Annotated in this window: 16 protein-coding genes; 7 read left to right on the forward strand and 9 right to left on the reverse strand. The window is 40.1% G+C overall.

The window, feature by feature from the left end; all coding sequences use genetic code 11:
• Positions 1-79: 79 nt before the first annotated feature.
• From rpoB to GGQ60_RS09550, 5 genes are all read left to right on the forward strand, one after another.
• Positions 80-3,883 (forward strand): DNA-directed RNA polymerase subunit beta, encoded by a 3,804-nt coding sequence (rpoB, locus tag GGQ60_RS09530; RefSeq protein WP_183762871.1) that lies wholly within the window; start codon positions 80-82, stop codon positions 3,881-3,883.
• Between the two features lie 88 nt (positions 3,884-3,971).
• Positions 3,972-8,258 (forward strand): DNA-directed RNA polymerase subunit beta', encoded by a 4,287-nt coding sequence (gene rpoC, locus GGQ60_RS09535; protein WP_183762874.1) that lies wholly within the window; start codon positions 3,972-3,974, stop codon positions 8,256-8,258.
• Positions 8,259-8,375: 117 nt separating this feature from the next.
• On the forward strand, positions 8,376-8,687 hold the full coding sequence (locus GGQ60_RS09540) for a DUF3467 domain-containing protein (RefSeq protein ID WP_183762877.1): 312 nt from the start codon (positions 8,376-8,378) through the stop codon (positions 8,685-8,687).
• 77 nt (positions 8,688-8,764) lie between these two features.
• On the forward strand, positions 8,765-9,988 hold the full coding sequence (locus GGQ60_RS09545) for an OmpP1/FadL family transporter (RefSeq protein WP_183762880.1): 1,224 nt from the start codon (positions 8,765-8,767) through the stop codon (positions 9,986-9,988).
• An 11-nt stretch (positions 9,989-9,999) separates the two neighbouring features.
• Positions 10,000-11,286: an SGNH/GDSL hydrolase family protein gene (locus GGQ60_RS09550; RefSeq protein ID WP_183762883.1), complete on the forward strand. Its 1,287-nt coding sequence runs from the start codon at positions 10,000-10,002 to the stop codon at positions 11,284-11,286.
• Positions 11,287-11,436: 150 nt separating this feature from the next.
• Here GGQ60_RS09550 and miaA read toward each other — a convergent pair whose 3' ends face one another.
• The 4 genes from miaA to GGQ60_RS09570 all read right to left on the reverse strand — a co-directional run bounded on the left by miaA (position 11,437) and on the right by GGQ60_RS09570 (position 15,369).
• On the reverse strand, positions 11,437-12,348 hold the full coding sequence (gene miaA / locus GGQ60_RS09555) for a tRNA (adenosine(37)-N6)-dimethylallyltransferase MiaA (RefSeq protein ID WP_183762886.1): 912 nt from the start codon (positions 12,346-12,348) through the stop codon (positions 11,437-11,439).
• A 141-nt stretch (positions 12,349-12,489) separates the two neighbouring features.
• The gene (locus GGQ60_RS09560) at positions 12,490-13,137 is read right to left on the reverse strand and encodes an IS1096 element passenger TnpR family protein (protein WP_183762889.1); all 648 of its coding nucleotides are present in this window, start codon (positions 13,135-13,137) and stop codon (positions 12,490-12,492) included.
• Between the two features lie 98 nt (positions 13,138-13,235).
• A complete protein-coding gene (locus GGQ60_RS09565) occupies positions 13,236-14,642 on the reverse strand; it encodes a CCA tRNA nucleotidyltransferase (protein WP_183762892.1) in 1,407 nt (468 codons plus the stop codon).
• Between the two features lie 160 nt (positions 14,643-14,802).
• Positions 14,803-15,369 carry an L-threonylcarbamoyladenylate synthase gene (locus GGQ60_RS09570; RefSeq protein WP_183762895.1) on the reverse strand — a complete coding sequence of 189 codons (567 nt, stop codon included), beginning with the start codon at positions 15,367-15,369 and terminating at the stop codon, positions 14,803-14,805.
• A 413-nt stretch (positions 15,370-15,782) separates the two neighbouring features.
• On the opposite strand from GGQ60_RS09570, the gene GGQ60_RS09575 reads away from it, so the two are divergent.
• Positions 15,783-16,337: a DUF4136 domain-containing protein gene (locus tag GGQ60_RS09575; protein WP_183762899.1), complete on the forward strand. Its 555-nt coding sequence runs from the start codon at positions 15,783-15,785 to the stop codon at positions 16,335-16,337.
• Positions 16,338-16,599: 262 nt separating this feature from the next.
• Here the strand turns inward: GGQ60_RS09575 and GGQ60_RS09580 are convergent, their stop codons facing one another.
• Entirely contained in the window at positions 16,600-17,709 is a 1,110-nt protein-coding gene (locus tag GGQ60_RS09580) for a glycosyltransferase family 4 protein (protein WP_183762902.1), read from the reverse strand.
• 77 nt (positions 17,710-17,786) lie between these two features.
• Positions 17,787-18,605, reverse strand: a complete 819-nt coding sequence (locus tag GGQ60_RS09585) for a 2,3,4,5-tetrahydropyridine-2,6-dicarboxylate N-succinyltransferase (RefSeq protein WP_183762905.1) — start codon at positions 18,603-18,605, stop codon at positions 17,787-17,789.
• Positions 18,606-18,774: 169 nt separating this feature from the next.
• Here GGQ60_RS09585 and GGQ60_RS09590 point away from each other — a divergent pair, with 169 nt between their 5' ends.
• Positions 18,775-19,176: an Hsp15 family ribosome-associated heat shock protein gene (locus GGQ60_RS09590; RefSeq protein ID WP_183762908.1), complete on the forward strand. Its 402-nt coding sequence runs from the start codon at positions 18,775-18,777 to the stop codon at positions 19,174-19,176.
• Here the strand turns inward: GGQ60_RS09590 and GGQ60_RS09595 are convergent.
• The 3 genes from GGQ60_RS09595 to GGQ60_RS09605 form a co-directional block, all read right to left on the reverse strand.
• Positions 19,173-19,946 carry an EcsC family protein gene (locus tag GGQ60_RS09595; RefSeq protein ID WP_183762911.1) on the reverse strand — a complete coding sequence of 258 codons (774 nt, stop codon included), beginning with the start codon at positions 19,944-19,946 and terminating at the stop codon, positions 19,173-19,175. The genes GGQ60_RS09590 and GGQ60_RS09595 overlap by 4 nt on opposite strands.
• A 54-nt stretch (positions 19,947-20,000) precedes the next feature.
• The gene (locus GGQ60_RS09600; protein ID WP_183762914.1) at positions 20,001-20,477 is read right to left on the reverse strand and encodes a nucleoside deaminase; all 477 of its coding nucleotides are present in this window, start codon (positions 20,475-20,477) and stop codon (positions 20,001-20,003) included.
• Between the two features lie 82 nt (positions 20,478-20,559).
• On the reverse strand, positions 20,560-21,159 hold the full coding sequence (locus GGQ60_RS09605) for an OmpH/Skp family outer membrane protein (protein ID WP_183762917.1): 600 nt from the start codon (positions 21,157-21,159) through the stop codon (positions 20,560-20,562).
• Positions 21,160-22,038 lie beyond the last annotated feature (879 nt).

Genomic DNA, 22,038 nt, shown 5'->3' on the forward strand with positions numbered 1-22,038 from the left:
TCATTTTGTTTGGTTAATGAGCATGGTTAGAACGAAACCAAACAAATAGTTTATTCTTAAACTAAAATCTTTTAGTCCATTGGCAAAGACAGTCGAACAAAGAGTAAATTTTGCAACAAGTAAGCACATTATAGACTATCCGGATTTTCTGGATGTGCAATTGCAATCATTCAGAGAATTTTTCCAGATAGATACCACATCAGACGATCGCTCAAGCGAAGGTTTGTTCAAAGTGTTTGCTGAAAACTTTCCAATAACAGATTCAAGAAATATCTTCGTATTAGAGTTTCTTGATTATTTTGTTGATCCGCCACGTTACGATATACACGAGTGTATTGAGCGTGGATTAACCTACAATGTTCCATTAAAAGCAAAGCTTAAGCTTTCTTGTAATGATGTAGAACATGAAGATTTTGAAACCATTATCCAGGATGTGTATTTAGGTACTATCCCGTATATGACACCAAAAGGTACATTTGTTATCAACGGTGCAGAGCGCGTTATCGTTTCTCAGCTACACCGTTCTCCGGGAGTGTTCTTCGGCCAGAGCCGTCACACTAACGGAACGAAATTGTACTCTGCGCGTGTTATTCCTTTCAAAGGTTCATGGATCGAGTTCGCTACAGACGTTAACAACGTGATGTACGCTTATATCGATCGTAAGAAAAAATTCCCGGTTACCACTTTATTACGTGCTATCGGTTACGATTCTGATAAAGATATCTTAGAACTTTTTGATCTTGCCGACGAAGTAAAAGTTAGCAAATCGGGTTTAAAGAAATACATCGGTCGTAAACTGGCTGCAAGGGTATTGAAAAAATGGGTTGAAGATTTTGTTGATGAAGATACTGGTGAGGTAGTTTCTATCGACCGTAATGAAGTGATTCTTGAAAGAGAAACCGTTTTAGAAGACGAACACATTGATATGGTTATCGAAGCCGGCGTAAAAAGCATCATCTTATCAAAAGAAGATGGCGCAAGTCAGGCTGATTATACCATTATATATAATACATTACAGAAAGATACATCAAACTCAGAAAAAGAAGCAGTTGAAAACATCTACCGTGCTTTGCGTAATGCAGAACCACCTGATGAGGAAACTGCGCGTGGTATCATCGACCGTTTATTCTTCTCGGATAAACGTTATGATTTAGGTGATGTTGGTCGTTACCGCATCAACCGTAAATTAAAGATGAATACCCCTGATGAGGTTAAAGTATTAACAAAAGCAGATATTATTGCAATTGTGAAATACCTGATCAAATTGATCAACTCAAAAGAAGAGGTGGATGATATCGATCACTTATCTAACCGTCGTGTACGTACGGTAGGTGAGCAGCTGTACGCACAGTTCGGTGTAGGTTTAGCCCGTATGGCCAGAACTATCCGCGAGCGCATGAACATCCGCGATAATGAGGTGTTTACCCCGACTGATCTGATCAACGCTCGTACGTTATCGTCAGTAATCAACTCTTTCTTTGGTACAAACCAGTTATCTCAGTTCATGGATCAAACCAATCCATTGGCAGAGATTACACACAAACGCCGTTTATCAGCTTTAGGTCCGGGTGGTTTATCCCGCGAGCGTGCTGGTTTCGAGGTACGTGACGTTCACTATACGCACTACGGTCGTTTATGTACAATTGAAACGCCTGAGGGACCAAACATCGGTTTGATTTCATCACTTTGTGTGCATGCAAAAATCAATAATTTGGGTTTCATTGAAACACCATACAAACGCGTTGAGGATGGTAAAGTAGTTGTAGATTCAGACGTTATCTACTTATCGGCAGAAGATGAGGATGGTAAAACCATCGCTCAGGCAAATGCGGAGTACGATGATAAAGGGGTTTTCTCTACGCCACGTGTTAAAGCACGTTATGAGGGTGACTTCCCGATTATCGAGCCTGAGAAATTAGACTTGATGGACGTTGCTCCTAACCAGATTACTTCAATTGCTGCTTCGTTGATTCCGTTCCTGGAACATGATGATGCGAACAGGGCTTTGATGGGATCGAACATGCAACGTCAGGCCGTACCATTGTTACGCCCTGAGGCCCCAATTGTTGGTACAGGTTTGGAAGGCCGCGTTGCCCGCGACTCAAGGACACTGATCAACGCTGAAGGTGATGGTGTTGTTGAATATGTGGATGCTAACGAAATTACCATTAAATACGAGCGTAACGAAGATGACCGTTTAGTTTCATTTGAAGGTGATAGCAAAACCTACCGTTTAATCAAATTCAAAAAAACCAACCAGAATACCTGTATCAACTTAAAGCCTATCGTTAAGAAAGGTCAGCGAGTGAGCAAAGGTCAGGTGCTTTGTGAAGGTTATGCAACAGAAAACGGCGAACTGGCCTTAGGTAGAAACCTGAAAGTGGCATTCATGCCTTGGCAAGGTTTTAACTTTGAGGATGCGATTGTAATTAACGAACGTATTGTTCGTGATGACGTTTTCACTTCATTGCATATTGAAGAGTTTGAATTGGAAGTACGTGATACCAAACGTGGAGAAGAGGAGTTAACACCAGATATCCCGAACGTTTCTGAAGAGGCTACCAAAGACCTTGATGAAAACGGTATTATCCGTATCGGTGCGGAAGTAAAAGAAGGTGATATTTTAATTGGTAAGATTACTCCTAAAGGTGAGTCTGATCCTTCACCGGAAGAAAAATTACTACGTGCAATCTTCGGTGATAAAGCAGGTGATGTTAAAGATGCATCTTTAAAAACTCCTCCTTCAATCCAGGGTGTGGTAATTGATACGAAATTATTCAGCCGCGCTAAGAAAACAACCAAAGCTGAAGAAAAATCAGCAATTGAGAAATTAGATAAGAGCTATAATACTGCAACTGAGAAATTAAAGAACGAATTAGTTGACAAATTATTCGCTATTGTAAACGGAAAAACATCGCAAGGTGTATATAACATTTACAAAGAATTATTAGTCGCTAAAGGCGCTAAATTTACGCAGAAAATTTTAGCAGAGCTCGATTATAACCACATTAGCCCTAACAAATGGACTACTGATGATGATAAAAACGAGCTGATTAAAATGTTGCTTCATAACTACGGTATCCGCGTTAACGAAGAACTTGGTGCTTACAAACGCGATAAATTTGCGATCAGTGTAGGTGACGAGCTTCCATCGGGAATTGTACAGATGGCAAAAGTTTATGTTGCTAAAAAACGTAAGTTAAAAGTAGGTGATAAAATGGCTGGTCGCCACGGTAACAAAGGTATCGTTGCACGTATTGTACGTGATGAAGATATGCCTTTCTTAGCTGATGGTAGCCCGGTTGATATCGTGTTGAACCCGCTGGGTGTACCTTCACGTATGAACCTTGGTCAGATCTACGAAACCGTATTGGCGTGGGCCGGTAAAGAATTGGGCGTTAAATTTGCTACCCCGATTTTTGATGGTGCTTCGCACGATGAGGTTGAAGAGTGGATTGCTAAAGCCGGTGTTCCTGCTTCAGGAAAAACCTACTTATACAATGGTTTAACAGGTGAGCGTTTTGATCAGACCACAACTGTAGGTATTATCTACATGTTGAAACTAGGTCACATGGTTGATGATAAAATGCATGCCCGTTCTATCGGACCATACTCATTAATTACACAACAACCATTGGGTGGTAAAGCCCAGTTCGGGGGCCAGCGTTTTGGTGAGATGGAGGTTTGGGCATTGGAAGCATTTGGTGCTGCTAATATTCTTCAGGAGATCTTAACCGTTAAATCGGATGATGTAATCGGAAGGGCCAAAACTTACGAAGCCATTGTTAAAGGTGAGAACCTACCAACACCTGGTGTACCAGAATCGTTTAACGTATTGGTACATGAGTTACGCGGATTAGGTTTAGATATTACATTAGATTAATTAAGGCATAAGGTATAAGGTATAAGGCGTATGGTTTTCGAACCCTATGCCTTAAACCCTAAGCCCTAAACCTTTAACCTTAGAAAGTATGTCTTACAAAAAGGATAATAAATTAAAAAGCAATTTCACATCCATCACAATTAGCTTATCGTCTCCGGAAACTATTCTGGAACGTTCAAGCGGTGAGGTGTTGAAACCAGAAACCATTAACTACCGTACTTACAAACCTGAGCGTGATGGTTTGTTCTGTGAGCGTATTTTTGGTCCGGTAAAAGATTACGAATGTCATTGCGGTAAATACAAACGTATCCGTTATAAAGGTATAGTTTGTGATCGTTGTGGTGTTGAAGTAACAGAAAAGAAAGTACGTCGTGAGCGTATGGGGCACATCGCTTTGGTGGTTCCTGTGGCACACATCTGGTATTTCCGTTCTTTACCAAACAAAATCGGTTATTTATTAGGTTTACCTACTAAAAAACTAGATTTAATTATCTATTACGAGCGTTACGTAGTTATCCAGGCAGGCTTAATGGCCGAGGAAGGTATCAACTATATGGACTTCTTAACTGAGGAAGAGTATTTAGATATCTTAGATAAATTACCTAAAGAAAACCAATACTTAGACGATAAAGACCCGAATAAATTCATCGCCAAAATGGGTGCTGAAGCCTTAGAGGATTTATTAAAACGTATTGATTTAGATACTTTATCTTACGACTTACGTCACCAGGCTGCCAACGAAACTTCTCAGCAACGTAAAAATGAGGCGTTAAAACGTCTTCAGGTTGTTGAAGCTTTCCGCAGTGCCAATACACGTATCGAGAATCGCCCTGAGTGGATGATTGTTAAAATCGTTCCGGTTATTCCGCCAGAATTACGTCCGTTAGTGCCATTAGAAGGTGGCCGTTTCGCAACTTCAGATTTAAATGATCTTTACCGTCGTGTAATTATCCGTAACAACCGTTTAAAACGTTTGATCGAGATTAAAGCACCAGAGGTAATTTTACGTAACGAGAAACGTATGTTGCAGGAAGCTGTAGATTCGTTATTCGATAACTCACGTAAAGTTAACGCGGTAAAAACTGAAGGTAACCGTGCCTTAAAATCACTTTCAGATATTTTGAAAGGTAAACAAGGTCGTTTCCGTCAGAACTTATTGGGTAAGCGTGTGGATTACTCGGCACGTTCGGTAATTGTTGTAGGCCCAAGCCTTAAATTACACGAGTGCGGTATTCCTAAAGATATGGCTGCTGAGCTCTACAAACCATTCATCATCCGTAAGATGATTGAGCGTGGTGTGGTAAAAACAGTTAAATCAGCCAAGAAAATTGTAGATAGAAAAGATCCTTTAGTTTGGGATATCCTGGAGAACGTATTAAAAGGTCACCCGGTATTATTAAACCGTGCACCTACGCTTCACAGATTGGGTATCCAGGCTTTCCAGCCAAAACTAATCGAAGGAAAAGCGATCCAGTTACACCCGTTAGTTTGTACCGCATTCAACGCCGATTTTGACGGTGACCAGATGGCTGTTCACTTACCTCTAGGTAACGCAGCAATTTTGGAAGCCCAGGTATTAATGTTGGCTGCACACAACATCTTAAACCCTGCAAACGGTACGCCTATTACAGTACCGTCTCAGGATATGGTTTTGGGTCTTTATTACATTACTAAAGGCCGCAGAACTGATGAAACAAGGGTGGTTAAAGGACAGGATTCTGCTTTCTATTCTCCGGAAGAAGTAATTATTGCTTATAACGAGAAAGAATTAGACTTGCACGCATTCATCAAAGTAAGGGTGAATGTAAAACAAGCTGATGGCACAATTGCTAATAAATTAACAGAAACTACAGTTGGAAGGGTATTATTCAACCAATTGGTTCCGGAAGAAGTTGGTTATATCAACGAATTATTAACTAAGAAATCGTTAAGAGATATTATCGGTGAGGTAGTTAAAATGACAGGTATGGCCCGTGCTTCTCAGTTCCTGGATGATATCAAAGAGCTAGGTTTCAAGATGGCTTTCCAGGGAGGTTTATCATTCAACTTACAGGATGTAAACATTCCGGTAGAAAAACATACCTTATTAGAGCAGGCTGCTAACGAAGTTGAAGAGGTAAGAAACAACTATAACATGGGTTTCATTACCAATAACGAACGTTATAATCAGATTATCGATATCTGGACCCGTATCAACAACAGGTTAACTACATTCGTAATGAACCAGTTATCGAGCGATAACCAGGGTTTCAACTCCGTGTATATGATGCTTGATTCGGGAGCACGTGGTTCTAAAGAGCAGATTCGTCAGCTTTGCGGTATGCGTGGTTTGATGGCGAAACCTCAAAAATCAGGTTCAGGTGGTGATATCATTGAAAACCCGATCTTATCAAACTTTAAAGAAGGATTGTCGGTATTAGAGTACTTTATCTCTACCCACGGTGCACGTAAAGGTTTGGCCGATACGGCGTTGAAAACGGCAGATGCGGGTTACTTAACCCGTCGTTTACATGATGTTGCTCAGGATATGATCGTTAACGATGTGGATTGTGGTACCTTAAGAGGTATGTACACTACAGCGTTGAAAGATAATGAGGATATTGTTGAACCATTATATGAGCGTATCTTAGGACGTACTTCTTTGCACGATGTTTACAATCCGTTAAATGGTGAGCTTTTAGTTTCTGCCGGTCAGGATATCGATGAGGATTTAGCAAAAATTATCGAAGAATCACCGCTTGAAGGTATCGAAATCCGTTCGGTATTAACCTGCGAGTCTAAACGTGGTGTTTGCGCATTATGTTATGGCCGTAACTTAGCATCAGGTAAACGTGTTCAAATAGGGGAGGCAGTTGGTGTAATTGCTGCACAATCAATTGGTGAGCCTGGTACACAGTTAACACTTCGTACTTTCCACGTGGGTGGTACCGCATCAAACATTGCTGCAGAATCTAATATCGTAGCTAAATTTGATGGGGTTATCGAATTCGAAAACATCCGTACCGTAGATACCGAAACTGAAGAAGGAAAAGTACAGGTGGTATTAGGCCGTTCAGGCGAGTTTAGAATCGTTGAACCAGGAAGCGGTAGGGTTATCGTGACCAACAATATTCCTTATGGTGCTTTCTTATTTGTTAAGGAAGGCGATAAAGTGACTAAAGGTGATAAAATCTGTTCGTGGGATCCATATAATGCCGTTATCATCTCTGAGTTTGCAGGTAAAGCACAATTCGATGCCATTATTGAAGGTGTAACTTACCGTGAAGAATCTGATGAGCAAACAGGTCACCGCGAGAAAGTGATTATCGATACCCGTGATAAAACTAAAAACCCTTCTGTTCAGATTGTTGATAAGAAAGGTGAATTTATCAAAGGCTATAACATCCCGGTAGGTGCTCACGTTTCAGTTGATGAAGGTGAAACGATCCAAACGGGCCAGATTATTGCTAAAATTCCTCGTGCAACTGGTAAAACCCGGGATATTACGGGTGGTTTACCTCGTGTAACTGAGTTATTCGAGGCGCGTAATCCATCTAACCCGGCGGTAGTAACAGAGATCGATGGTGTGGTAACCTTAGGCGGTGTTAAACGTGGTAACCGTGAGATTACAATCGAATCGAAAGATGGTGAAGTTAAAAAATACCTGGTGCCATTGTCTAAACACATCCTTGTACAGGATAACGACTTTGTGAAAGCAGGTATGCCTTTATCAGATGGTTCAATCTCACCAGCAGATATCTTATCAATTAAAGGCCCTGCAGCGGTTCAGGAATACCTGGTAAATGGTATTCAAGAGGTTTACCGTTTGCAAGGTGTGAAAATTAACGATAAGCACTTCGAGGTAATTGTTCACCAGATGATGCAGAAAGTTCACATTGAAGATCCGGGGGATACCATTTTCTTAGAGAACAATGCTGTAGACCGTTGGGATTTTGCAGAAGAGAACGACGCGATGTACGACAAGAAAGTTGTTGAAGACGCAGGTGACTCGACCGATTTCAAACCGGGTCAGATTGTTTCATTACGTAGATTAAGAGATGAAAATTCTCAATTGAAACGTAAAGATTTAAAACAGATCACGGTTAGAGATGCAAGACCAGCAACTGCAAGTTCTATCTTACAAGGTATTACACGTGCATCATTAGGTACTAAATCGTTCATTTCTGCGGCTTCGTTCCAGGAAACTACGAAAGTATTAAATGAGGCAGCAATTGCAGGTAAACGCGATAATATGTTAGGCTTGAAAGAAAACGTGATCGTTGGTCACTTAATTCCATCAGGTACTGGTGTACGTGGTTACGAGCGTATCATCGTTGGTTCTCAGGAAGAATATGATAAATTACTGGCTTCAAAACAAGAAGAAGTAGAAGCTTAGGTTTTTAACCAATAATAACTTTAAGCCCCGGCATTTGTCGGGGCTTTTTATTTTATTTCAAACATTATGTCTTAAATTCCGTCATTAAGAAGCGGAATTTTTTATTTTTGAACTATTATGGAAGAACAACAAAACGAAAATCAGTTAAATATAGAGTTATCAGAAGAAATTGCTGAAGGGATTTTTTCTAATCTGGCTATCATTACCCACTCCAACACAGAGTTTGTACTGGATTTTATCCGTGTAATGCCAGGCATTCCGAAGGCTAAAGTAAAGTCGCGAATTATTTTAACTCCTGAACATGCAAAGCGCTTATTATCAGCTTTAGAAGATAATATTCAAAAATTTGAAAATGTAAATGGCCGTATCAAGACACAGGAGGAGCCCCCTTTTCCTATGGGCTTTGGCGGACCAACCGCTCAAGCGTAAGACAATCAAAATTCTTACAAACAAATATTTGTTTACTATGTTAGCATAGCATATATTTGTTATATAACCATTTATAAATGAAAAAAATTTTATTGAGCGTATTACTTTCTGCTCCACTTTGGGTTTTGGGGCAGGGTTTCCAGGTTAATTTACAAGGTCAGAAACAAATTGGTATGGCTGGTGCAGGTTCGGCACTGGCTTTAGATGAAGCTTCTGTATTTTTCAATCCTGGTGCAGTAACTTTCTTAGAGAAAAACTCAGTTTCAGCAGGAGTAAACCCATTATTGTTTAAATCAGCTTTTCAGCAAAGCGGATCGAACGTGACAGAAAATGTAAAAAATAAAATTGCACCGCCTTTTGAGTTTTATGCCGTTTGGGGGCCAAAATCTAATAAATGGAAACTTGGCTTAGGTGTTTATACACCTTTCGGCGGTTTGGTAGATTGGGGCAATGACTGGTCGGGTAAATATTCCCTTACTTCATTAAACCTGAAGGCTATTTATTTCCAGCCAACTTTAAGTATTAAAATAACAGATCGTATTGGTATCGGGGCAGGCTTTGTATACAACCATGGCGATGTAAACCTTCAACGTGCACTTCCGGTAAATTATCCTGACGGCCGTTCTGGCCATGTTACATTGGATGGTACAGGTAAAGGTTACGGATGGAATGCCGGTTTATATATAAAAACCCTGAGCAATATCTCGTTTGCTTTGGTACATAAATCAAAAGTGGTGACCAAATTAGATGGTGGTACTGCCGAATTTGATGTGCCAAATTCATTAAGATCATCTTTTCCTGCAGGTAATACCTTTAATGCCGAACTGCCTTTGCCGGCCACCACAAGTTTGGGGGTAGGAATTCCATTGTCAAAAAGTACAGCCTTAGCATTTGATGCGAGTTGGGTACAATGGCATGTTTATCAGGATTTAACATTCAATTACGCTCAGCCTGTTAATGGATCTTCACAAACCAAATCGGAGCGTAATTATCATGATGGTTCTTCATTTAAATTGGGTATTAACCACCAGGCTTCAGAGAAGTTAGCATTAAGGGCAGGTGTAGGTTATGCTTTTTCTCCTGTGCAGGACGGTTATGTAACGCCTGAGGCACCAGATGCCAACCGGTATATTTTAAGTGCGGGTTTAGGTTATACACCAACAAGCCATTTCGAAGTTAATGCATCGTTCTTTTTCGAAGATGTAAGATCGCGTAAGCAAAAGAATATAGAAACAGGCCTTGATGGTACTTTTAAAACTTTGGTGTATGCACCGGGTATTTCGTTAACTTATAAATGGTAGGAGAAATTACAATGAAGAAATATATATTAAATAGTTTCGTAGCTGCTGCCATCCTTTTTACGGCTGCATGCAAACCAGAAATTGAAACACCTGCAGGTACAACCGCAGGGCAAGCTAATTTTAGCAAATACATTGCCATTGGTAACTCTTTAACTTCTGGTTACGCTGATGGAGGTTTATACCTTGAAGGACAAAAGGTAGCCTATCCGAATTTAATTGCCGCCAAAATGGCTACAGTTGGTGGTGGTAATTTTACCTCGCCGTTTTTCACTGATGCACAATCAAATGGTTCAGGTTATATTAGTTTATCAGCCTTAGTTAATGGTACACCAACTTTAACACCGGTACCGGGTAATGGTTGGCGCGATGCACCTACAAATACTCGTTTGTTCAAATATTCCGGTGAGATCCAAAATTTAGGCATACCAGGCATGCGTGTTGATTTGGCATTTGCACCAGCGTTTAGTGCCGCAAATCCGTTTTTTGAACGCATTTTAACGGATGCACAAGTAGGTGCTACAACTTATTTCCAATATGTGCAGACTAAGAATCATACTTTCTTTTCATTATGGCTTGGTAATAACGATGTATTGGGTTATGCTTTAAATGGTGCGGTAACTGTGCCTACTGATCCTACAACCACTTTAACTGATAAGGTTAACTTTTCTTCATTGTATGCTAATTTTTTAAATGCCTTAACGGCTGGCGGACAAAAAGGGGTTGTAGCTACTATTCCGGATGTAACATCAATCCCATATTTCAATACGGTTAAGCCATCGTTATTACTTGCAGCAGCTAAGGCTGCGAATCCTGCTGCCCAGGCGTTGTTTATTCAAACCGGAACAGGTGCAGTAAGAGCAGCGACAGATGAGGACCTTATCCGTTTGCCTTTCCAGTCTGCTGGTTTGTTCGGCCAGGGCACTATTCCTTATGGTTTACATCCCTTAAATCCGATCGAAAATAAGTGGGTATTGGATAAAGATGAAGTAGCTAAGGTGAAAGACTATGTAAACAGCTATAACAGCAGTATTAAATCTTTAGCCACAAGCAAAGGTTTGGCGATTGCAGATACCTACGCTTATTTTAATCAGGTTAAAACAGGATTGAATATTCAAGGGGTAGGTATTAATGCTGCATTTATTAGCGGTGGTGCATTCTCTTTAGATGGCATTCACTTAACCCCACGTGGAAATGCAGTAATAGCAAATGTATTTATCGATGCGATTAATGCTAAATACGGGTCTACTATTCCAACGGTTGATATTACTCAATATAGAGGAGTGAAATTTCCCAATTAATTAGGGAGTTACTATAAAACAAAAGCTATCTCATAAAATCAACTTTCAGAGGTTGTCATGTTGGGCTTGTCGAAACGCTTAAATAATGCATTTTTGACAAACCCTTCGACAGGCTCAGGACGATGAGCTCAAATGAGATAGCTTTTTTTGTTACCCAAGTTTTTCGCTTATCAGCTGAATGACCTTCTCCTTTTCATCAGGCTCAAACCAGTTAATCTCTTCATCTCTCCTAAACCAGGTAAGCTGGCGTTTTGCAAAGCGGCGGGTATTTTGCTTAATAGCCGCAATGGCATCCTCCAATGAGGATTTCCCATCCAAATAATCGAAAAGTTCGCTGTAACCAACGGTATTTAGTGCGTTATGGTGTTTAAATGGCATAAGCCCTTTCACTTCATCCAACAGGCCTTCAGCAATCATTTGATCAACCCTTTTGTTGATCCTATCGTATAACACTGCTCTGTCGGTATTTAGGCCGATTTTGATGATATTAAACGGCCTTTCCTTTTTGGTGGCCGAGAGCATCGAGGAAAGTTTTTGGCCTGTTGACAGGAAAACTTCTAAACCCCTGATCATTCTTTGTGGATTCTGCTGATCTACTTTTGCGAAATATTCTGGATCTAAATGCGCCAGTTGACTTTGTATAACAGCTATGCCTTCTTCTTCAAATTGCCTGTTCAGGTTTTCCCGGATGGATAGATCAATATTGGGCATTTCATCCAAGCCGTTAATTAAAGCATTTACATAAAGGCCTGATCCGCCAACCATAATGGCCAGCTCGTGCTCCCGGAAAATTTCTTCGAGTTTTTTTAGGGCCTCTACCTCAAAATCGCCTGTACTGAACAGCTGTGTTACAGTATGCGAGTCTATAAAATGATGTTTTGCTGCAGCCAATTCTTCCGCATTGGGCTTGGCTGTGCCGATTGCCATTTCTTTAAAAAACTGGCGTGAATCTGCGGAGATAATTTCGGTGCCAAAATGCTGGGCAAGTCCGATAGCCAAGGCCGTTTTGCCTATTGCCGTAGGACCAACAATCGAGATTAATGTTTTTTTTATCATTAACATGATACTTTAAAAGAAAAAGTCAGATGTAGGGTACATCTGACTTCATTTGATCATAAATTCTTCTGCAGTGCCCGAGATAAATTACTTTCGGTAAGCTTGCTTTATGGTGCAGCTTTCGATCAGCATACCAATGAAAATGAATTAGTAGTCATCTTTATGACCATCCTCATCGTAGTGATCATTGTCTGAAAACTCATCGCCAAATTCATCTTCTTCGTTTTCTTCCTCTTCATCTCTTTCCTCTTCATTAATACCCATATCGCCCATTGCTTCAAGCTCGTCTGTATCTTCAGGTACAAAATCCATTTCGTTAAGGAAATCAAATTCACTCGCTGCCGCTGCAGCTCCTCTTGGATCAACTGACTGCGGACTATTTTGCTCCATAATTTTTGGCGCTTCGCCACTGCTTTTGGCCAAAAATGGGTATTCGATATTAGGATCGGCATCCAAAATGATTTTTACCAGTTCAACGTGAAAATCATAAGGACGGTCAAAATTATAAGTATAATAAAATTTTTGGTGCGGATCTTCAATAAAACCGCTCAATTTAGAATTTTCCATTAAAACTACACGGTCCTTTTTGCGCTCGCTGGGTAAATAAGCAATTTCATCACCTTTTAGCCAGTTATCGGTGCTTACATAAAAAGACGAAGATTTTTCGGCGTTATAGCCAGTAGATCGGTGGATAGCCTTGTGCAGATCTTCAAATGTTTGGTTTGATTTAATGTCGATCTCTCTTACAACATCATCAAAATCTTCGAAAGTAATTCTAAATTTATAAATAGCCATTATTGTATTTTGGAACCGTAAAAATAAAGTTAATTTATAATTACCACAAACATCAAATGCCATAAAAGGCATCCTCATTTTTTAATTGGGCAATCAAATTATTTATTAACAGGATTTAATCCCATTTGTTTTGCCTGATGGAGCATAAAATCGTATGCTTCCTGGTAGTCGTTTTTGATTTCGCCTTCTAATATGGCCTCACGGATGGCATTTTTTATCATACCCACTTCTTTTCCTGCTTCGAGCCCAAAAGTCTCCATAATGTCGTTACCTGTAATCGGAGGTTGCCAGTTCCTGATTTTGTCGCGTTCTTCCACATCTTTCAGCTTTTGTTTTACCAGCTCAAAGTTGTTCCTGTATTTGGTTTTTTTGTATTCATTTTTGGTGGTTACATCGGCATTGCAAAGCAACATCAGGCTTTCGATTTCTTCGCCTGCATCAAAAAGTAACCTCCTCACTGCCGAATCGGTTACGGTTTCCTGTGCCAAAACAATCGGACGTAAGTGAAGTTGTACCAGTTTTTGTACATACTTCATTTTTTCGTTTAAAGGAAGTTTTAGCTGTGCAAAAATTTTCGGCACCATACGGGCGCCGCGGTCTTCATGTCCATGGAAAGTCCAGCCGTGGCCTTCTTCAAAACGTTTGGTTGCCGGTTTGGCAATATCGTGTAAAATAGCCGCCCAGCGCAACCATAAATCATCGGTAACTTCGCAAATGTTATCCAGTACCTCCAAGGTATGGTAAAAATTATCTTTATGGCCTTTACCCTTAATAATTTCCACTCCGTAAAGCTGTGCCATTTGAGGGAAAATAATGTGCAATAACCCGGTATCAAAAAGATGTTTAAAACCTACTGACGGTTTTTTAGACAAGATGATTTTATTCATCTCGTCGGTAATCCGTTCTTTGGATACAATGCTGATACGCTGTTTCTGTGTTTTAATGGCCTGAAGTGCTGCCTGATCGATATCGAAATTAAGTTGTGAAGCGAAACGGATGGCCCGCATCATGCGCAAGGGATCGTCAGAAAAAGTAATTTCAGGATCAAGCGGGGTACGGATCAGTTTATTCTCTAAATCCTTAACGCCATCAAAAGGGTCTAAAAGTTCGCCAAAATGCTTAGCATTTAAATTGATTGCCAATGCGTTGATGGTAAAATCCCTGCGGAGCTGGTCATCTTCCAAAGTGCCGTCTTCAACAATGGGTTTGCGCGAATCTGATCGGTAAGATTCTTTCCGGGCGCCTACAAACTCTACCTCTAAATCCTGATATTTAATATTTGCCGTTCCAAAGTTTTTAAAAACCGCTACTTTGGTGCTTAATTTTCGCCCTACGGCCTCTGCATATTCAATTCCGCTGCCTACCACCACTACGTCAATATCTTTCGAGGGGCGGTTTAAAAATAAATCGCGCACAAAACCACCGATGACATAAGCTTCGGTATTGTTCTTATCTGCTATGGTTGATAAGGTTTTAAATATGGGATTTTGTAGGTGTTGTTGCATAAAAATTGTTTCGTCATGCTGAATTTACTTTACAAGTAGAAAAAGCTTTCAACTGCCTTGTAACTACTTGTGGCCAGCATTTGTTAATTATATAAGACCCAAAAAATAAAGCAGGTGACGAATTATTTAATGATGCGAAATTAATAAAAACTATTGAGGCTTACTTCCTGATAAATTCGAACTGTCCGCCAGGAGAAAGTTTCATAATCGTGGATGGTTTTCTGCTGGTCCGGTTTTCCTGTTCAAAATCTACTACGTAATCAACCGCATCAAGAATAGCGGGATCAATATCATCAAAGAATTTTGGCGAAGGCTGTCCGCTTAGATTTGCAGAAGTTGATACGATAGGTTTCCTGAAACGCTGAATTAATGGGGTGCAAAAATCGTGTTTAACCACCCTGATGCCTACACTGCCGTCTGCATTGATTACATTTTGAGCCAGGTTTTTGGCATTCGAAAAAATGATGGTAAGCGGGCTTTCAGCGTATTCGATCAGATCGTAAGCTACATCAGGTATTTCGGAAACATAACTTTGCAGTTTGCTATCTGCATCCAGTAACACAATTAAGCTTTTCTCGGCCGGACGATTTTTTATTTTAAGCACTTTATCTACTGCTTCCGGATTTGTGGCATCACATCCTATCCCCCAAATGGTATCGGTAGGATAGAGGATTACCCCGCCCGATTTTAATACTTCAAAAGCTTTGTTAATCTCGTCTCTTAACATTTTGCAAAGTTAATTTATTAACAGGAAGTTAAATAATCTATCCGTAAAAGAATTTTACAACGATAGTGTATTTTTGATCAGTTATATTCCTCTCATTATGAAAACGGAATTGAAAGGTAAGACCTGAGCTGACCCGACAAACCGCACATGTTTAAATGCCTTTTGAAAGCGTTATGGCTAAAAAAAGATTTTGGAGGTAAAACAGGTCTTATCAGCATATGCACCCATTTACGAATTCAACGATTAATCCAATTATAAAATATTTAGTCTGAGTAATATAACGTCAAAACATAATCAAACGGAAATCGTTTTACACTTAACAATCTGATTGTAAAAAAAATTAAATGATTTACCATTTGAGTTACAATATCGTTATATTTAAGTCAGGTTATTAATACAAGAGCGCACAAAAAATGAAAACAGCACAAAAATTATTAATGCTTTTTACAGTGGTATTGGCATTAGCAGGATGTACAACACTCCGTACCGCATCAGACTATGATAAAAATGTTGATTTAAGCGGTTACAAAACTTACAATTTTTACGATAAAGGCATTGCCAGGATTAAGCTGAACAACTTAGACAAGCGCCGATTAATGGCTGCGGTTGAATCTGAAATGAATGCAAAAGGATTTACGAAATCAGACCGGCCTGACCTATTGGTTAACCTGGTTGTAGTAGCCAGAGAAAAAACTGACGTTTATGGTCCGGCTTACTATGGTGGCTGGGGTTGGGGCTGGCGTGGCGGCTGGGGAAATCCTTTCTGGGGCGGCGGAACCTACGTAAACCAATATATTGATGGTACCATTATCATCGATTTCCTGGATCCGGCTAAAAAGATTTTATTCTGGCACGGACAGGGATCTGGTTTTAACCTTGATAACTTTAATAAAAGAGAACAACGTTTGTATACTGGTGTTAAAGAAATATTGGCGCAATACCCATCAATAGTTTCTGCTGCTAAATAAAAATAAAAATCAATTAAATGAACCAAAGAGGCCTGAATTTTAAATAAATTCAGGCCTCTTTTATGTTTTAATATAAAAATATGGGCTGCCTGATTTAAATTTGCGGAAAGCTTGGAGCGAAGCAGGAGTGAAGACTTGCAGCATTGGCAGGATTAACGTTTAATAGGAGCACTCGCCTTGCTTTTCACCTGTAAAAGCTAAACCTCTGTAACCGGTAACCTTTATCATCAACCTGAAAAATCAGTAACGAAAAAGCCACCGATCAAAGAGATAGATAACAATCCATTAATTGCTTTGTAACAACCGAACTGTTAAACTTCTGAACAAATTCCAATCCTTTTTCCTTCATTTCCTTTTGGAGCTCAAAGTTCTCCAGAACCTGATTGATGGATTTTGCCAGTCCGTCGGCATCGTTTGGCGAAACATATAAACTATTTGGTCCGCCCGCTTCTTCCAGGCACGAACCTGTTGCGGCAACCACCGGAATGCCTGAGTACAAAGCCTCAATAATAGGAATGCCAAAACCCTCATAAAAGGAAGGATAAACAAAAACGCCTGCCATCTGGTAAATGCCTGGCAGATCGGCAAAAGGAATGTTTTTTAAGAATATGATGCGATCCTTTAAGTCAAATTTTTCGATTTCCTTTTCTACGGTTTTAAAATAGCCCGTTTGTTTACCTATTACTACGAGTTTATACTCCTCATCAACCTTTTTTAATGCTTGTACAGCCAATTTCAGATTTTTACGTTCTTCAATGGTGCCAACGTTCAGGATGTATTTTTCAGGTAGTTTATAAGTTGCACTGATGCGGCTTAAGGCGTGTTGCGGGAAAGGGGTTTTAAAACTGTCGTCACAGCTTTGGTAAATCACCTGTATTTTTTCTGGACTGATTTTGTATAAATCAATAATATCCTTTTTTGTTTTTTCGCTGATGGCGATAATTTTGCTGGCACGTTTACAGGCCGATTTACTTTTCCATTCGTATAATTTCCGGTCAATAAATTTATAGTATTGCGGAAAATGGAGAAAAATCAGATCATGGATGGTAACGATCGATTTAATTCTGGTATGTTGTATGGCCAATGGTATTTCCTGACTAAGGCCATGAAAAATCTGGCATCCATCCTGGTTTAAATCTTTAAGGATATTTAATGTCCTCCATAAAAACGGGCCGTTTTTAGGGAGCTGAAGTTCGATGTTCTCTTTTTCAAAAAAAGCATCGATCTGTTTTGCCTGTTTTACTTTTGGGGAATAAACCAGGTACTTGTGTTCGGGAAACTGGTTGGCCAAATGCTCAATTAAGGATCGGCTGTAATTGCCCAATCCGGTTAAATTGTTGGCCGCCCGTTTGCCATCGAATCCAATCTTCATTAGAGGTGTAAGGTTTAAGGTAAAAGGTTAAGGCTTTGGGTGTTGCCTTACACCTTAAGCCCTATACCTTAAACCATTTATACTGCTACATTATTTTCCCTTAACGCATCGTTAAGTGAGGTTTTCTTATCCGTACTTTCTTTACGTTTTCCGATAATTAATGCACAGGGAACCTGAAACTCGCCGGCAGGGAATTTTTTGGTATAACTTCCGGGAATGACTACGGAACGCGCAGGAACAATACCTTTGTATTCAACAGGTGTTGAGCCGGTCACATCGATAATTTTGGTTGATGCGGTTAATACAACATTGGCTCCAAGCACTGCTTCCCGTTCTACTTTAACACCTTCTACCACAATGGCCCTTGAACCTAAGAAAGCATCATCTTCGATAATTACCGGAGCAGCCTGTACCGGTTCCAGAACACCACCAATACCCACACCACCGCTTAAGTGAACGCGTTTACCGATCTGTGCACAAGAGCCAACCGTAGCCCAGGTATCAACCATAGTGCCTTCATCAACATAAGCGCCAATATTGACGTACGATGGCATCATGATTACACCTTTTGCCAAAAACGAACCGTAACGTGCGCTTGCCATAGGAACAACGCGAACACCCGTTGCCTTGTAATCGGTTTTTAATTCCATTTTATCATGGTAAACAAAAGGGCCATTTTTAATTTCTTTCATCTCACGGATCGGGAAATATAAAATTACCGCCTTTTTAACCCATTCATTAATGCCCCAAGAGTTTAAAACTGGTTCAGCAACACGGATTTCGCCTTTATCTAAACCCTGAATTACAGTTTCGATGGCTTCGCAATAGTTGCTATATTGTAAAAGGGTTCTGTCTTCCCAAGCGGCTTCAATTAATTTCTTTAAATCTGAGTACATGATGTTTTTAAATTTTACGCAAAATAAATCAATTTTTGCTTATTAAAAGGGTTAATTGTTTAAATTGTTTTGTAGTTGGGTATAATTGGTTGCTGTTTAATTGCCGGAATAAGCGCTATTTAATTAACCAGTTTAAACAATTAACCCTAATTACGTATTTTTGAATTTTATGACAGAGACAGAAAAACTTAGGATAGATAAATATTTATGGGCGATCAGGCTGTTTAAAACGAGGAGTCTTGCTACTGATGCCTGTAAAGCCGGAAGAGTAAAGCTGAAAGGACAGAATATTAAACCTTCGGCTATTGTAAAAGTTGGAGATGTTTATCAGGTATCGAAAGGTATTGAAAAGAAAATTATAGAAGTAATTGAACTTTCATACAACAGAACCGATTCGCCAACCGCCTTAACCAAATATAAGGACCTAACTCCTGTTGAAGAAACCCATGCCTTTAAATCGATGTTCCATGCGCCAAGCCTGAAACGCGACAGGGGGACAGGCCGCCCAACGAAAAAAGACCGGCGTGAAACAGATGACCTTATCGGTGGCATGTTTGAGAAAGAAGATTAGTTTCCAGTTTTCAGCTTACGGTTTTCAGTTTCTTGCGAACTGCTAACGGCGTACTGTAAACTGAAATACCTCATGCGGTAACCCATCATGGCTGTTTTGCCCAGTTTTTCGATCAATTTATAATTGGCTACAGCACCAACTGCTGCACCTACAAAAGGCAGTAGTTGAGCCAGTTTGGCTAAATCAATGTAATCGCGGTATTGTTGCTGAAAAGTGAGCCAATCGAATTCATCAATATTGGCAGGTAACCGGTGAGCTTTATCGTCCCAGTTCTGCATTTTAAAAAATACATTCTGGCTTTCTTCCTTATTCGAAAAGGCCAGTTGAAAAATATGTAAAATGTATAAACGCTCGCGGTAATCTTTAACATCGTATCCGTAAATCGCGGCGATATCAAAAAGCATCTTCATTTTAATACCCAGCAGTAAAGGGAAATCGGCCAGGCTCATTAGAAAACCGCCAGCTCCTGTAATTCCACCTTCTGCAGCGCCGGTTTTTTTGTAATTATCAATTTTTTGCTTTACCAATGCTTCACGGTGCATTAAAGTTAAATCGGTGATGGGTTTCGATGTTGTAAAGGTAGAACCAAAAAGAACAGCCTTAACCATCTGCTTGATTGCCGTGGTAATGGCGCTATGCACTTTGTCTGGAATGTAACTGTTTATTTTCTTCTGAACTTTATCGGTCATTTTGTTCAATAGTGAAGGTTTCTGTAAGATTTTAAACTTCCAGAACTCCAGTTCGCTGTTGATTTTTTGCTCGTAATTCATCTTTGTTTTTATTAAAGACACTTACTAACCCGTAGTTGTTTTATGCCCGATGTACTAGTAATTAATCCGCAGTGTAGAAGTTTCCCATAGCTTAAAAGCCAACAAAGCTTCATCCCGCATCAGCTGGATGACCGGAAGGCTCCTTTTGTCCATCGGTTTATCCAGCTCTTCATAAATAAACTTGTCGCTAAAGCCGATATTTTCGGCATCTGCCTTGGTATTTGCGTAATAGATGGTATCAATCCGTGCCCAATAAATAGCTCCTAAACACATAGGGCAGGGCTCGCAGCTGGTATAAATTACACAGCCACTTAAATCGAAAGTATTTAATTCGGTACAGGCCAGCCTAATGGCCGAAACCTCTGCATGTGCAGTTGGATCGTTGGTAGAAGTAACCCTATTCGCCGATTTGGCAATCACCTTGCCGTCTTTTACCACCACAGCGCCAAAAGGGCCACCAATGCTTTCGCTTACATTCTGTACAGACAGATCGATGGCCATCTGCATAAATTCCTGATGCTGTTTTTCCATAGTTTTCTAATATCCGAAAAAAACAGCACAAAAAAAATGCCCCGTTTTTAAGCAGGGCATTCTGAATTAAATATTGTATTGCTTATTTTTTGCTGTATTCGGCATTTAAGCCTTTAATTACTTCCGAAGTTACATCTAAGCTTTCATCGGCAAATAAAATGGCGCTGTTGCCTTTCGAGTAGGTCAATACCATTTTATATCCTTTTTGCTTCGCATAACCTTTTAAATAATCGGCTACTTTATCATATAACTTTTCGTTTTCAACGGCTTGCTCATTCTGTAAAGCGCCACCCGCATTTTGCTGATAGGTTTGCAGCTCTTGTTGTTTACGTGCTAAACGCTCTTCGGTACTTTTACGCTGATCGGCCGATAAAGTAGCGGCAGATTGTTGATATTGAGCAACTTCTCTCTGAAAGGCCTGGCCCTTTGCCTGCATATCGGCCTGCGCATTTTTGGTTTTACCTTCAAACTTTACTTTAAGATCTTTGAAGTATTCATATTTAGTAAGCAGCGAATCGGAGTTAACAAACACAATTTTGTCGGTCGGAGAAACCGCTGCAGTAGTGCTCTCTGTTTTTTTAGTTTCAGTAGTTTTAGTGTCTTTGTTCTGGCATGCAGACAAGGCAGTTACTAATGTTGCTGTTGCAAGTAAACCAAAGGTTTTAAAGGTTCTTCTTTCCATTATTGTTTAATAAATTTTAGCAAACTTATATAAATTAGTTTTGATATGCAATTTAAAGAAAGGCCTGTTAGGACACAAGTTCTGTTTTGCGTTCGGCGCTTGGTTGAATTTACCAATGTTTGGGTACCTAGGTTAGCTGTTTAATCCTATATGATAATTCTCATGGCTACAGTTCGTGTCAGCACCTGCTATAAACCTTATTTGGCCCATCGGTTGGTGTTTCACAGCAAAGATTAGGAAATGAGCGGTTAATGGTTCTTGGCAGTTTGCAGCCCTGCTTTTGCTTATCGTCCTCTCCCGATGAAAAATCGAGATGCGGGCTATTCCGCTCAATCAGGTTTAGGAACAAGGGTTTCTGCATGTTACAAACCCCAAAAATGAATACCATCGGCCTGGTTCGTGTCAGCACCTGCTATAAACCTTATTTAGCCCATCGGTTGGTGTTTTACAGCAAAGATTAGGAAATGATCGGTTAATGGTTCTTGGCGGTTTGCAGCCCTGCTTTTGCTTATAGTCCTCTCCCGATGAAAAATCGGGGTGCGGGCTATTCCGCTCAATCAGGTTTAGGAACAAGGGTTTCTGCATCCTGCAACCCTAAAGATGGAATGCCATTTTGGCCATATAGCCTCCTGCCGTTACAGGCGGGCGGTTGAAGCGTTACCCTGCAAGTGATGGGGTAGGAGGCAGCGAAGCCCAAAAGCGTAAAACCGGGAAGAAACGGAGTGTTTTGTACAGGTCCTGCGCTCCAGAACAGGTTTGTGATTTATCTTGTCGATTGATAGAAAAAAGAATAGATTTTTTTATTTAAACACCATGCGGGCGACTTTTATACCAATCTTTTAACAGCCTAAAACTTATCCACATATTAGTTTAAATGCC

The organism is Pedobacter zeae, from assembly GCF_014196715.1.
GTDB lineage: Bacteria > Bacteroidota > Bacteroidia > Sphingobacteriales > Sphingobacteriaceae > Pedobacter > Pedobacter zeae.